This is a genomic window from Allobosea sp. P1_A7, assembly GCF_056406775.1.
In genome coordinates this window covers 1-14,027 of the sequence record NZ_JBFTZN010000002.1, presented here as the reverse complement: position 1 = coordinate 14,027, position 14,027 = coordinate 1, and the positions used below count along the sequence as shown (strand labels likewise).

At 63.9% G+C, this 14,027-nt stretch carries 13 protein-coding genes; 8 read left to right on the top strand and 5 right to left on the bottom strand.

What is annotated here, in order from left to right:
• The first annotated feature begins 26 nt into the window (after positions 1-26).
• The 6 genes from AC1D34_RS00455 to AC1D34_RS00430 all read left to right on the top strand — a co-directional run bounded on the left by AC1D34_RS00455 (position 27) and on the right by AC1D34_RS00430 (position 6,953).
• Positions 27-1,556 carry an ABC transporter substrate-binding protein gene (locus AC1D34_RS00455; RefSeq protein ID WP_476823207.1) on the top strand — a complete coding sequence of 510 codons (1,530 nt, stop codon included), beginning with the start codon at positions 27-29 and terminating at the stop codon, positions 1,554-1,556.
• 178 nt (positions 1,557-1,734) lie between these two features.
• Positions 1,735-2,652 (top strand): ABC transporter permease, encoded by a 918-nt coding sequence (locus AC1D34_RS00450; protein ID WP_043237557.1) that lies wholly within the window; start codon positions 1,735-1,737, stop codon positions 2,650-2,652.
• Positions 2,653-2,654: 2 nt separating this feature from the next.
• On the top strand, positions 2,655-3,551 hold the full coding sequence (locus tag AC1D34_RS00445) for an ABC transporter permease (protein ID WP_476823206.1): 897 nt from the start codon (positions 2,655-2,657) through the stop codon (positions 3,549-3,551).
• On the top strand, positions 3,551-4,537 hold the full coding sequence (locus AC1D34_RS00440) for an ABC transporter ATP-binding protein (protein ID WP_476823205.1): 987 nt from the start codon (positions 3,551-3,553) through the stop codon (positions 4,535-4,537). The genes AC1D34_RS00445 and AC1D34_RS00440 overlap by 1 nt, the downstream gene beginning before the upstream one ends.
• On the top strand, positions 4,534-5,547 hold the full coding sequence (locus tag AC1D34_RS00435; RefSeq protein ID WP_476823204.1) for an ABC transporter ATP-binding protein: 1,014 nt from the start codon (positions 4,534-4,536) through the stop codon (positions 5,545-5,547). The genes AC1D34_RS00440 and AC1D34_RS00435 overlap by 4 nt, the downstream gene beginning before the upstream one ends.
• A gap of 17 nt (positions 5,548-5,564) precedes the next feature.
• Positions 5,565-6,953: a M20 family metallopeptidase gene (locus AC1D34_RS00430; protein WP_476823203.1), complete on the top strand. Its 1,389-nt coding sequence runs from the start codon at positions 5,565-5,567 to the stop codon at positions 6,951-6,953.
• Positions 6,954-6,956: 3 nt separating this feature from the next.
• On the opposite strand, the gene AC1D34_RS00425 is transcribed toward AC1D34_RS00430, so the two are convergent.
• A complete protein-coding gene (locus AC1D34_RS00425) occupies positions 6,957-7,211 on the bottom strand; it encodes a hypothetical protein (protein ID WP_441491552.1) in 255 nt (84 codons plus the stop codon).
• Between the two features lie 156 nt (positions 7,212-7,367).
• Positions 7,368-7,880: an MgtC/SapB family protein gene (locus tag AC1D34_RS00420; protein ID WP_476823202.1), complete on the bottom strand. Its 513-nt coding sequence runs from the start codon at positions 7,878-7,880 to the stop codon at positions 7,368-7,370.
• 198 nt (positions 7,881-8,078) lie between these two features.
• On the opposite strand from AC1D34_RS00420, the gene AC1D34_RS00415 reads away from it, so the two are divergent.
• Both AC1D34_RS00415 and AC1D34_RS00410 read left to right on the top strand, forming a co-directional pair.
• Complete coding sequence (locus tag AC1D34_RS00415; protein WP_476823201.1) at positions 8,079-8,756, top strand: HPP family protein; 678 nt, start codon at positions 8,079-8,081, stop codon at positions 8,754-8,756.
• Positions 8,757-8,879: 123 nt separating this feature from the next.
• A complete protein-coding gene (locus AC1D34_RS00410) occupies positions 8,880-9,845 on the top strand; it encodes a pyridoxal-phosphate dependent enzyme (RefSeq protein ID WP_476823200.1) in 966 nt (321 codons plus the stop codon).
• 350 nt (positions 9,846-10,195) lie between these two features.
• Here AC1D34_RS00410 and AC1D34_RS00405 read toward each other — a convergent pair whose 3' ends face one another.
• The 3 genes from AC1D34_RS00405 to AC1D34_RS00395 form a co-directional block, all read right to left on the bottom strand.
• Positions 10,196-10,936 (bottom strand): lysozyme, encoded by a 741-nt coding sequence (locus AC1D34_RS00405; protein ID WP_476823199.1) that lies wholly within the window; start codon positions 10,934-10,936, stop codon positions 10,196-10,198.
• A 165-nt stretch (positions 10,937-11,101) separates the two neighbouring features.
• Positions 11,102-12,271: an acyltransferase family protein gene (locus tag AC1D34_RS00400; RefSeq protein WP_476823198.1), complete on the bottom strand. Its 1,170-nt coding sequence runs from the start codon at positions 12,269-12,271 to the stop codon at positions 11,102-11,104.
• Between the two features lie 541 nt (positions 12,272-12,812).
• Complete coding sequence (locus AC1D34_RS00395; protein WP_476823197.1) at positions 12,813-13,658, bottom strand: hypothetical protein; 846 nt, start codon at positions 13,656-13,658, stop codon at positions 12,813-12,815.
• Between the last annotated feature and the right edge of the window lie 369 nt (positions 13,659-14,027).

The following is a 14,027-nucleotide window of genomic DNA, read 5'->3' as shown; positions in this document are numbered from 1 at the left end:
GCGATAACGCTGCGAGGGGAAGAAGTATGAGATTTGTCACGAAGGCCATCGCGTTGGCCCTGGCTTCGACGGCTCTGGCCGCAGCGGGAGCGGCCACGCCGGCATTCGCCCAAAAGGCCGCCAATAACGTCCGCTTCGCCTATGATCAGGCACCTGAGAACGTCGACCCCTTTTTCAACAATGTCCGCATCGGCGTGATCATCGGCGCCAATGTCTGGGATACGCTGGTCTATCGCGACCCGGTCACCAACGAGTACAAGGGCCAACTCGCCAAGAGCTGGAAGCAGATCGACGACAAGACCATCGAGTTCGAGCTCCGCGAAGGCGTGAAGTTCCACAACGGCGAGGAATTCGACGCCGATGACGTGGTCTACACCCTGAATTTCGTCGCCAAGCCCGAAAGCAAGGTCGTCACCCAGGGCAACGTCAACTGGATCGAGAAGGCCGAGAAGCTCGACAAGTACAAGGTCCGCCTGACCACCAAGGAGATCTTCCCGGCTGCGATCGAGTATCTTGCCGGTCCGGTCGTGATCCATCCGAACGAGTATTACGAGAAGGTCGGCCCCAAGGGGCAGAACGAGAAGCCGGTCGGCTCGGGCCCTTACAAGGTCACGAACTACGTCCCCGGCAAGTCGATCACCCTTGAGACCAACAAGGACTACTTCAAGGATTCGCCCAAGACGCAGGCCAAGGTCGGCAAGATCGAAATCCGCTTCATCCCCGACCGCCAGACCCAGATGGCCGAGATGCTGTCGGGCGGTGGCGACCTGATCATGCACGTGCCAAAGGATCAGGCCGACCAGCTCAAGACCGTGCCGATGCTGCAGGTCGTCTCCGGCGAGACGATGCGCATCGTCTTCATGCAGATGAACATCCTCGAGAACACGCCCTCCCCGGCGCTCAAGGATGAGCGCGTCCGCAAGGCGATCATCCACGCCATCGATCGCGAGGCGATGGTCAAGAACATCGTGGGCGACGGCTCGCGCGTCATCAATACGATCTGCTTCCCCTCGCAGTTCGGCTGCACGGACGAGGGCGCCGCGCGCTACCCCTACGACCCCGCCAAGGCCAAGGCGCTGCTCGCCGAAGCTGGCGTCAAGGACCTCACGCTCGACATCGTCGCCTATCGCGAACGCAATCAGACCGAGGCGCTGATCGGCTATCTCCAGGCCGTCGGCATCAAGACCAACCTGCGCTTCCTGCAATACGCCGCCATGCGCGAGCTCATCGCCACCAACAAGGCGATGCTGACGCACCAGACCTGGGGCTCGTTCTCGGTCAACGACGTCTCGGCCAACACACCGAACTATTTCGCCTTCCGCAGCGAGGACATCACCCGTGATCCGCAGGTCCGCGACCTGCTGAACAAGGGCAACAACTCGGTCGCGCCGGAGGTCCGCAAGGAGGCCTACAAGGAGGCGCTGAAGATCATCGCCGACAAGGCCTATGCCGCGCCGCTCTATTCGCTGCCGGTCTATTACGTCGCGAACAAGGACCTGATCTTCAAGGCCTATCCGGACGAGCTCGTCCGCTTCTGGGAAATGAGCTGGAAGTAACACGCTCTCCGCTCCGATCGAGCCAAGCGTCTTCCCGGATCGGTGCTGACCGCGCCGATCCGGAATCCATGCCAGAGCGTCTCGGACAGGGATTCAGATGTGGATCCCCGCTTTCCGGCGCGCTCAGGCCGGGATGACCAGGGATTCCGTTCCCCATGAACATCATTGGAAGCACCACGTGTTAGGCTTCATTCTCAAACGGCTGGGCCTGGCGCTGCTTGTCGCGCTCGCCGTCTCGGCCATCGCCTTCTTCCTGTTGCGCCTGTCGGGCGATGTCGCGGTAGCGATCGCCGGCGAAGGTGCGCAGCAGGCCGATATCGACCTGATCCGCGAGACCTACGGCCTGAACCGGCCGATCGTCGTGCAGTATCTCGACTGGCTCTGGCGGACACTCTCCGGCGATCTCGGCACGTCGATCTACTTCAAGACCGACGTCGCCTCGCTGGTGATGGCCAAGCTCCCGGTAACGCTGATCCTCGGCCTGACATCGCTCGCTTTCGCGCTGCTGATCTCGATTCCGCTCGGCGTGCTCGCGGCAATCTACGCCAATAGCTGGATCGATCGCGTTGCGCTGGCGATCGCCGTCGTCGGCCAGGCGATGCCGAACTTCTTCTTCGCGCTGATCCTGGTGATGCTGTTCTCGATCACCTTGCGCTGGCTGCCGGTTTCCGGCTCCGATAGCTGGCTGCACTATGTCATGCCGACCGTGGCGCTCGGCTACTACGCCGCGCCGGCCTTCATGCGGTTGATCCGCGCCGGCATGATCGAAGTGCTCTCCGCCGATTATATCCGTACCGCCCGCGCCAAGGGACTGCCCCCCGGAAAGGTCGTCTTCAAGCACGCGCTGCGCAACGCGGTCGTTCCCGTGGTGGCGCTCGCCGCCGTCCAGCTCGGCTTCCTGCTCGGCGGCTCGGTGGTGATCGAAACGATCTTCGCGCTCGATGGGCTCGGCTACCTCGCCTATCAGAGCATTACCTACAAGGATTTCCCGGTCATGCAGGTCGTCGTCCTGCTGCTCTCGGTCGTTTACGTCCTGCTTACGCTCGCGGCCGATATCGCCAATGCCTGGCTCGACCCGCGCATCAGGGTGGCTTGATCATGAGCGAAACCGCACTCTCCGCTCCCGACGCACCCGAGCTCTCCGAAGCCCGCAAGCTGCTGCGCCGCATGCTCGGCCAGAAGGCCTTCGTCTTCGGCGTCGGCCTGCTGCTGCTCTTCATCGCAATCGCGCTGCTCGCGCCGGTTCTTGCGCCACATGATCCATATCTGCAGAACCTGACGGCCCGCAATGTGCCGCCGTTCTGGTACGAGAAGGGCAATTRGGCCCATCCGCTCGGAACCGATCCGCTCGGGCGCGACTATCTCTCACGCCTGCTCTACGGTGCCCGGATCTCGCTGCTGATCGGCATTAGCGTCGTCGTCATCTCGGGCCTGATCGGCACGACGATGGGCCTGCTCGCCGGTTATTTCGGCGGCCGGATCGACATGCTGATGACGTTCCTGGTGACGACGCGCCTGTCGATGCCGGTGATCCTGGTCGCGCTCGCAGTCGTCGCCATCGTCGGCTCCTCGCTCTGGATCGTCATCCTGGTGCTCGGCCTGCTGAAATGGGACCGGTTCGCGGTCGTCATGCGCAGCGCAACCCAGCAGGTCCGCTCGCTCGACTATGTCRCCGCCGCCCAGGCCGCCGGCGCCTCGACCACGCGCATCATCCTCGGCGAGGTGCTGCCCAACATCGCTCCGCATCTCATCGTCGTCGCCACGCTGGAAGCGGCGAGCGCCATCCTGCTCGAAGCGGCGCTCTCCTTCCTCGGGCTCGGCGTGCAGCCGCCCCTGCCCTCATGGGGTCTGATGATCTCCGAAGCCAAGGCCTACATGTTCTTCTCGTTCTGGCTCATCGCCCTGCCAGGCACGGCGCTCGCCGTGCTCATCTTCGCGATCAACCTCGCCGGCGACGGCCTGCGCGACGTGATCTCTCCGGAGGGTCGCAGCTGATGCAGGCCTCCGACAACACCGTGATTCTGGATGTCGACGGTCTCACCRTCGACATYGCCACCCCGCGCGGCCCGCTCCATGCGGTCCGCGACCTCTCCTTCAAGGTCGAGCGCGGCAAGACACTCTGCCTCGTCGGCGAGTCCGGCTGCGGCAAGTCGATGACCTCGCTTGCAATCATGGACCTGCTGCCGAAGGCCGCGAAGCGCAGCGCCCGCAAGCTCGGCTTTGCCGGCGAAGACCTCGCCAGGGCTGGCGCCAAGCGCATCAACAGCCTGCGCGGCAACCGCATGGCGATGATCTTCCAGGAACCGATGACGGCCCTCAATCCGGCCTACACCATCGGCGACCAGATGACCGAGGCCTATCGCCTGCACAAGAAGGCGAGCGAGGCCGAAGCACGCCAGCGCGCAACCCATTTGCTCGACAAGGTCGGTATCGCCAATGCCGCCCAGCGTCTCGGCCAGTATCCGCACCAGCTCTCGGGCGGCCTGCGCCAGCGCGTGATGATCGCCATGGCGCTGATGTGCAGCCCGGAACTGCTGATCGCCGATGAACCGACCACGGCGCTCGACGTCACCATCCAGGCGCAGATCCTGAGACTGCTTGCCGACCTCCAGCAGGAGCTCGGGATCGCCATGGTGCTGATCACGCACGACCTCGGCATCGTCGCGCGCATCGCCGACTGGGTCGGCGTGATGTATGCCGGGCAGATCGTCGAGGAAGGCCCGACGGAAGCGATCTTCCGCCAGCCGCGCCACCCTTACACACAGGGGCTGATCGACTGCATCCCCGTCCCCGGACGCACCGAACCGGGCGGCAAGCTCGGCGYCATTCCCGGTGTCGTTCCCTCGCTCATCGGCGAGATCAAGGGCTGCAGCTTCCGCGATCGCTGTCAGCACGCTGAAGCGGCATGTGCGCAAACCCCACCCTTGCGCCACCGGCCTGACGGCCAGAGTTGGCGCTGCATCCTGGAGGACGCGGCATGAGCGGCGCTCTCTCGACCAACACCCTGCCGCAATCCGATATCCTGCTCGAGGCCCGCGAGCTGACCCGTTCCTTCTCGGTCAGGCAAGGCCTGTTCAAGGGCAAGCGCACGCTGCACGCGGTCAACGGCGTATCGCTGGCGATCGCCAAGGGTGAGGTGCTCGGCATCGTCGGCGAGTCCGGCTGCGGCAAGTCCACGCTGGCGCGCATGCTGCTCGGCCTGCTGCCGCCATCGAGCGGCGAGATCGCGCTCTCCGGCGAGAATGTCGGCAAGCTCGGGCGGCTCGGCATGGCCAGGCGGGTGCAGCCGGTTTTCCAGGACCCCTATTCCTCGCTCAACCCGCGCCGGACGATTGCCTCGATCGTCGCGCTGCCGCTCGCGGTGCAGGGCCTTGGCACAGCGGCCGAGCGGCGCAAACGCGCCATCGACATCCTCGAGAAGGTCGGCCTTCCCAGGCGCTTCGCGGACCGGTATCCGCGCGAACTCTCGGGCGGCCAGCGCCAGCGCGTCGCCATCGCACGTGCGCTGATCCTCAACCCCGAGATGGTGGTCTGCGACGAGCCGACCTCGGCGCTCGACGTCTCCGTGCAGTCGCAGATCCTCAACCTCCTCAACGACCTGCGCAGCGAGCTTGGCCTGACCTATGTCTTCATCAGCCATAATCTCGTGGTGGTGGAGCATATCGCGACCCGCGTCGCCGTGATGTATCTCGGCCGGGTCGTCGAACTGACCGACACCGCGACCCTCTTCAAGGCGCCGCGCCATCCCTACACCAAGGCGCTGCTCGCCTCGGTGCTGACGCCGGAGCCGGGCAAGGGCATCCCGGAAACCGGCCTCGGCCTCGCCTTTCCCGACCCGCTCAACCCGCCGCCCGGCTGCCCCTTCCATCCGCGCTGCCCGGCGAAGATGGCGCAATGCGCGACGGTGACGCCCAAGCTGCGCCAGGACGAGAGCGGGCTGGTCGCCTGCCATCTCTACGAATCCGCCGCCTCAGGCGCGACTGCATCCTGACATCCAAGGAGACGACCATGACCCGCGCCAAGGCGATTGCGCATGCATATGACTATTTCGACAGCGGCAAGTTCAAGAGCGACCTTACGCGCCTGGTCGCGATGCCGACCGAGAGCCAGAACCCCGAGCGTGCTCCGGTTCTGAGCGAGTATCTCGAGAGCGAAATGCAGCCGCTGCTGGAATCGCTCGGCTTCACCTGCAGGACGCTGAACCATCCGCGCGCAAAGGGCCCGTTCCTTTTCGCCGAGCGTATCGAGGACCCGAGCCTGCCGACGATCTTCGGCTATGGCCATGGCGACGTGATCCGCGGCCTCGACAAGCAGTGGAGCGAGGGCCTCTCTCCCTGGACACTGACCGAGCGCGGCGACCGTTGGTATGGCCGTGGCGTCGTCGACAACAAGGGTCAGCACGTCATCAACATCAACGCCCTGCGTGCCGTCCTCGAAACGCGCGGCAAGCTCGGCTTCAACGCCAAGTATCTGATCGAGATGGGCGAGGAATGCGGTTCGCCCGGCCTGCGCGAGCTCTGCACCGAGCAGAAGGAGCTGTTCAAATCCGATGTGCTGATCGGCTCGGACGGGCCGCGCCTCAATGCCGAGCGCCCGACGGTCTTCCTCGGCTCGCGCGGCGGGGTCACCTTCGATCTCACCATCAATGCCCGCGAAGGCGGCCACCATTCCGGCAACTGGGGTGGCATCCTCTCCGATCCCGCCATCCAGCTGGCCCATGTCATCGCTTCGATCGCCTCGCCGACCGGCCAGATCCGCATCCATGAGTGGGTGCCGAAAGAGTTGCCCGAGCCGGTGCGCAAGGCACTCGCCGATTGCGAGGTCGATGGCGGCCCGGACGGCCCGACGATCGATCCGGAATGGGGCGAGCCCGGCCTCTCGCCCGCCGAGCAGGTGTTCGGCTGGTGCTCCTTTGACGTGCTGGCGATGAAGTCCGGCGTGCCGGAAACCCCCGTGAACGCCGTGCCCCCGAGCGCCTGGGCCCGCTGCCAGCTCCGCTTCGTGGTCGGCATCGACCCGCAGGAGGTGCTGCCGGCGCTGCGTCGTCACCTCAAGCGCCACGGCTTCGGCATGGTCGAGGTCACGCTCGCTCGTGACGAGATCTTCAACGCGACCCGCCTCGATCCCGAGGATGCCTGGGTGCATTGGGCGCTCGCTTCGATCGCCAGGACCACAGAAAAGAAGCCCGCGCTGCTGCCCAATCTCGGCGGCTCGCTGCCGAACGACATCTTCTCGGAGATCCTGGGCCTGCGCACCATCTGGGTGCCGCATTCCTATCCCGGCTGCTCCCAGCATGCTCCCGACGAGCACCTGCCCGTCGCCATCGCGCGCGAGGGTCTCGGCATGATGGCGGGCCTCTACTGGGATCTCGGCGAGGGCAACACGCCGGCACTCTGAGGCCTATTCGACAGGCTTGCGCGGCCCCCTGTCGGGCGGCAGATCGAACGGTGTCGCCGGAGGCCTCTCCGGCGGCACATTCGGTGGCAGCTCCGGCGGCGGATCGCGCGGGACGCCGACCGGCTCTTCCTCTGGCGGCGATTCGACCGGCGGCGCCGGCGGGACTTCTGCCGGCGTCAGAGGCGGGGCCTCCGGCGGCGGAAATGGCGGCTGCGGCACGCCCGGTGAGTTGAGCCGATCGGTGGTCGTCGCGGACATCACGAACTCCTTGTTCGGTCATCAACGCGTCGAAGCCGCGAAGGTTCGCGCCGGCCCGCCAAACGCCCCGGCACTCCGAGAGCGCCGCTCACGCCCTGATCGATGGCAGGGCACTGGTACCATCATATGGAGCAGCGCGGAGGAACGCCCCGTCGGTCACGGTGCCGAGGAATCTCCGGACTCCGTCTCTGCTTTTGAGCCTGATCCATTTGCCTTCGGGGATTGAGCCTCCTTCGGCGGACGCCCCTGCACCCAATGTTCGAGCGAATGGTCGATCACGAGGAGGACGAGCGCTATGGCCGTGCCGGTGAGAGCCACCCGCCAATGACCAAGCCCAGCCGCGGAGCCGAGCGCCGCCGTCACCCAGACGGCCGCCGCTGTCGTCAGCCCATGTGGCATGCCATCGCTTTCGCGCCGAATGATGACGCCCGCGCCCAGAAAGCCGATGCCGGTGAGGACCCCTTGCACGACGCGGCTGGCGGCGTCGGGATGAGGCGCCCCGTAGAGCTCGCCACTGAAAATGGCCGCCGCCGCTGCCGCGCCGACACCAACGAGCCCGAAGGTACGGATGCCGGCGCTCTTGTGCCTCAGCGTCCGCTGCCAGCCTACCGCGATGCCGGCAAGCGCGCCGCAGAGCAGCTTCAGGAGAATATCGAATTCGGTCAGCATGCGAAGCGGTCCCCGACGACGAGGTGAAGCCGCATCTCTCTACCCACCCGCACGATCGATCGACAATGCCCCTTCGCCCCAGTCAAGCGCGATGCCAATTAACGAATTGCCACGTGAATTAAAGTAATTGCCATTGATTTGCGCACAATGCTCATATTACAAGCAGCGCTTCCGAAGGACCGGACCAGCGCGGGCAGCGTGAAACTCTTCAGTCCCATTCTCGCCGGCGCCACGATCTCGGAACGTCTGATCGCCTGCGCGGGCGCATTCGTCGCCATTGCGTTGACCGCCGCAGCCGGCCTTGTCTTCCCCGCTCCGTCGCCGCTGGTTGTTGCCCCGATTGGCGCCTCCGCGGTCTTGATCTTCGCCGTTCCGACAAGCCCTCTTGCTCAGCCCTGGCCTGTCATTGGTGGCAATGTCATCTCGGCCTGCGTCGGCCTTTGCGTCGCCTGGGCGGTTCCTGACGTCACCCTCGCTGCAGCGCTCGCGGTGGCGCTTGCGATCGCCGTCATGTCGGTCACGCGGTCGCTTCATCCGCCCGGCGGCGCGGTTGCCCTGACTGCCGCACTTGGTGGCTCGGCTGTCGCCAAATGGGGCTCTCTGTTCCCGTTGATCCCCGTCGGGTTGAATTCGCTGGCCTTGGTTGCGCTCGGGGTAGCATTCCATGCCCTCTCGCGCCGCTCCTATCCCCATCGTGCAGCACGAACCGAGCTGAACAAACTCCCGACGGGCTCAGCTCAGCCCTTCATCGCGGCGGATATCGACGAAGCTCTGGCGCAAATGGGCGAGACCTTTGACATCGCGCGCGATGATCTGGACCGGTTGCTGCAATATGCGGAGGCAAATGCGGCACGCCGACAAGCCCGGACGTCCTGACCGTCAGCATCGAGCGCTGGATTGCACGGCCGTCGGGCTTGTCTATTGCTATAGGGCGCTTCGGTTGTCTCGCCATGCTCGGCGTCGCGGGGGCGCCCCCGCGTTCTGGATCTGGACCAAGTCATGCTGAGCGCGTTTCCGCGGATCGATCTTGTCGGCGGCCCAACGGCGCTTGAGCCGATGCGCCGCATCAGCCGTGTGACCGGGCATCCGCAGCTTTGGATCAAGCGCGACGATTGCATGCCGCTGGCCTTCGGCGGCAACAAGGTGCGCAGCCTCGAATTCTGGATCGGAGAAGCGCTCGCACGGAACAGCGACATGCTGGTGGTGGCCGGCGCCCTGCCCTCCAACCAATGCCGGCTGGCCGCTGCGGCGGCGGCAAAAATCGGCATCGACATGCTCGTCCTCTATGCCGGAGACCCATCGGTTCCTCTGCGCGGCAACGCCCTGCTGACGAAGCGACTGGGGGCCGACATCCAGATGCTCGGCCCTGTTGGCGAGGAGGAGCGCGGGCGGCTGGCGCGGCAGACAATCGCCGAACTCGAGGCAGCGGGACGACGGCCCTATCTGATTGGCGATCCGGTTCTGGGGGCGTTGGGCTATGTCCGGGCGGCGCAGGAGTTATCCGAACAGGCCCAGGCGCTGCGTCTCGATCTCCGGCACATCGTACTTCCCGGCTCGATGGGCGTGACGGAAGCGGGAATGATCTTCGGAGCGGCCGTCCTCGAACTGCCGTGGACCTTCCATCTGGTCAGCGTCGAATACGACGCTTGTACCCTTCGGCGCCGTCTCGCCGATATCCTGGGCGACCTTGCTGGGCTTGTTGGCCGAGCCCTGCCATCAGGGTGTCTCGACCGCGTCCGCATCGACCTCGGACAACTCGGCGAGGGATATGGCACCCCCACGCCAGCATCGGTTCAGGCGGCAGCTCTCTTTGCCCGGCATGAGGCGCTGATGCTTGAACAGACCTACGTGGCCAAAACCTTCGCCGGGCTTCTGAAGCTGGCGGAAGACCGCATCATTTCGCCCGATGACGCGGCCTGCATCCTGCACACCGGCGGCACGCCGGCGATTTTCGAACAGGGCTGATCTGACTGCCCCGATCCGCGCACACGCCTTCGTTCAAACGGGGCGCTCATCCAGCTGTGCGGAGCGCTGGAATCTGGCCGAAGTTGCCGCTGCTACGCTGGGTCGAAGATCTGGCTGGCTCGGCACGAATGCATACCAGCACATGCAGGACGAGCCGCAAAACAACCATGCCGGTCCCGGGCAAGGCCGATCCCCAGGCGGGGCTAAATAACTGAACTTCAAGGAAGGTTCGTGGTGGGTGATGTAGGGCTCGAACCTACGACCCGCTGATTAAGAGGCACCTTTTATCGTTGATTTCAAACGCTTTTCTCACAAACCGAGGGAAAAGCGATGGTCCACAAATCAGACACTTACAGCCGATTTGCAAACCGATCCCCGCCCCGTTCGCCCCTCCGCGAGGTGGCGCCATGAGCGAGCACAACCAGCAATTCGACAGCTTTGACCAGTGGGTGAGCAAGGCGTCGTCGTGGCTCACCGGCCGCTGAGATCGCGGGGACGGTCGGGGATGCCAACCTTAAAATAGGCCAGACCGGAGTGACGCAGGAGGGCGTCGAGTATGTGGTCGTGTCGGCAAACGACATGAGCAAGGCGGCTATGACAACCGGCGGCTTCGCAGGCTTGGCCTCAACGGTATTGCTGGAGACGAAGGAGCCCCGCGCCCAAAGGCCAGCTTCTGCTGCCCTGCGGTTGACGAGGCCCTGAACCTTCTTCCCGCCAGCGTTCACCCATTTCATCAGCTCGCCAGGGACCGCGTCGTAGTTGCCCGCATTCAGCTTCTTGAGCAGGGTTGAGGTCGCAAAGCCGCCCTTCCCCTCGCCCACGTTGAAGGCGAACGACACGAGCGCGGCGAACTGGTTGTCATTGAGATTGACCTTGACGAGGCGTTCAACGGCGCGCTCGAAACGGTCGAGGTCATCCATCAGCAAGCGCTCGGCGCGCACAGCGCTGATCGTCATGCCGGGTATCACATGGGCGCCGGTCGAGCCGTAGCCGATGGTCCAGACCGCAGCTACGTCCTTGTAGGCCGTGAGCTTGACGCCTTCCCATTGCTTCACAAGCTTCAGCCCTTCGGCGTTGATGCGGCGTGTCATGTCTGTGCTCCGGGCAAAGAAAAACCCGCCGGTTAGGGCGGGCTGGGGGAAAGCCGCCTCGGAGGGCGGCGTTAGCTGAACAAGTGCCGGCTGCGTCAGGCAGCGAAAGCGAGGCCGGTCTGCCCCGGTTGGGGCGACCTTTTGCTGAACTTCTGGTGCGGTTGGTTATTCGGCCGGCGCCAGCTCAACCCGGCTTGTCTTATCTCGCCATACCCTCCAGCGCTGGATGATCTGTTTACCCTTCCGGTCAGACCATAGCTCGACGGTGACATGGAGCCCCCACGCGACCGCAAGCGCACCTACAGTAACGATTACCAGAGACACCAGAGGCGAGGCGCCCCAATCGATCAGAAGCCGGAGTGCGGCATAACCCGCTACCCCATGCACAACATAAAGAGGATACGAGATATCGGCAAAGAACTCCCCGATTTTCGTCCTTTTGAACAACAACGGGCAGCTCGCGGCGAACGCAAAAACTATCAGCGCCGCCCCATAACTCCAGGCTGTTGGGAGTAGCGCATTGAATATAGTGCCATTGAGCGCGGCGATATAAACTAAGAAAAGCGCGGCGACGAGGAACGCCATCTGTTGCGGGTTGACGCGTCCAACATGGGCGTAGTGGAAAGCCACCCCGATGAACATGTAGACCAGATACGGTCCCGAAAGCATGCCGGCCAGAGCGATCGGATAATGCTGCGCGGCCGGCGAAGCCCCGACCAAGATGCACATCGCCAGCAAGACGATTGGCGCCACAAAAACGAAAAGCGACATTCGGCGGAACCATCCGGCCAGGAGCGCGCAGATGACGTAAAACTTCATCTCGACCTCAAGCGTCCAGATGATGCCGTCTATGTTGCGCGACCATAGAATATCGCGGAGCCCGGGCATGTAGTGGATAGCCACCTCGTTCAAAGAGAAGGGCCACGGGCGCAAAAAATACTGCGACATCGCCCAGATCGCCGCGAGAGAGATCGAAAAACCGACCATGTAAAGCGGTACGATGCGGAAAAGCCTGCCAACCAAGAACTCGCCGGCGCCCTGCCTGCTGAGGGAGAACGGGATCACGAAGCCGCTGATTAGGAAGAACAGGGCGACGCCGAACGCCCCCCAATTGAACTGCGGGACGACAAAGAGCCAGGCCAGATACGACGGCAACGTCACGGAAGCGTCGGGGGCGTTGATAAGGTCCCCGACGGCTTTGGGGTTGAGCCAGAAAATCCCGAAATAGTGGGAAATGAGAACGCTGAGCGCGGCATAACCCCGCAGCGTTTGGGCATAAGGTACACGCGAAGAGTGCTGCAAATGCGAAGCCCCTTTGATGCACTCGAATGCCACAAACGTTGCCCGGCCGCAACGTCTCACACAGTTGCGGCACCGGTTGTCGACGCAATGAACGTCCCGCCGTTCCCTATCCAGTTCACGGTCGCAGACTGCGCCCCGGCTTGTACCAAACTACTCAGACCGTTCCCGTAGCTGAACATGTTGGAATTAATATTGCGGTTAGATGTGCCAAGGGAGGCAAACCCATTCCCATTATTGTCTCTGAGTGTGGTCTGCGATGTCGAGTTATTGGTGCAGTCGGTCATGACAAGACCCGTACCAGTACACCGTTCAACATGAGTCTCGGACAAGTGAACACTTTCGCACCGGATCATTCTTACGCCTGCCACTGATGCAGGCGCCCCTACAACATCTCTGGCCCCGAATACGCTTGTTTTCGAGAGTCGAGCTTTTGTCACGTCCTCGAGAGTAATGCTGTCACCCAATGTAAGATGGACCCCAAGCCCATCGCTAACAACATTGAACACGTTAGAAATGTATACGCCAAGACCGCAAGTGAAATCCACCAAAACCCGATTAAGCCAAACCGAGGCGTTTAGGCCACTAGGGGGGTCTCCTGAAATGACGATTGGAATGCTCCCGGGTGTGTATGTCGGCGTGGTGGTGCCGCAGCCGCCTCGACCTGCGCCGGCCGCTGCGCCATGAACGGGGCCATTACGCCTGAACCGCCGCGGGAATTCTCGACGACGTGCTGAAGGCTGGACAGGCCCGCCGCAGAACCGTTCGAGACCTGATTGACAGCCTCGGGCCAAGTCAGCGCAACACCGCGCTGCTGGGCGGCCTCCATCAACTGCCCCGCCCTAACCATGGTTGCGTCGTCAACGCCCTGCAATGCGCCAGATAGCGCTTTCTCGGCCGTCGCCGGTCGAGTTGCGACGGTCGAGGCTACGCTGCCGCCGATGCCGCCAAAGATGCGCGCGACGGGTTCCAACGATGGAGCGAACTTGCGCGCCATCTGCCCGAGCGTCTCAGAAGTGACCGCGGGCACCACGACACCACCGACAATCTTCTGGAAGATTGAGCCTGGCGACAGAAGCCCGGGCGCGAACTCGCCCAGCGTTCGGATATATTCCCCCTCGGGGGTTTTCGGATCATACTTGATGCCGGGGACAGCCTTTGCCGCGTAATCAACCAGTTTCTCACCAGAGGCCACTTGGCCCAGGTCAGGAATCCTAAAGATCCCGTCCTTTTTGGTGGCCTCTGTCGATGGCGGCTCATCAGGCACCGCTAGAGAGCCTGTTTTGGCATAATTGACGGCGCGCCCTACTGTCTGATCAGCGGCCCAATGCCCGCCCTTCCGCGCATAATCCACGATCGTCCCCGGCAGCCCGGGCAACCCCAGCAATCCGCGGGCAACGGCAGAGGGAGCCGCTTTGGCCATGTCCTCGCCTACACCGGGCTTCTGGCTGCCAACGGCCGGGAAAGCCGCCCACGGGTCAGCCGCCGCGGCCTTCGGCGTCTCTACAACGGGGAATGCATCCCAAGGTCCAGCCATTAGGGTACCGGAGCGCCGCGTCCGCCACGGGGGACCAGAGCGCCGCGTCCGCCACGGGGTACCGGAGCGCCGCGTCCGCCACGGGGGACCAGAGCGCCGCGTCCGCCACGGGGGRCCAGAGCGCCGCGTCCGCCACGGGGTACCAGAGCGCCGCGTCCGCCACGGGGGACCAGAGCGCCGCGTCCGCCACGGGGTACCGGAGCGCCGCGTCCGCCACGGGGGACCAGAGCGCCGCGATGGCGAGCGGCTACGAAG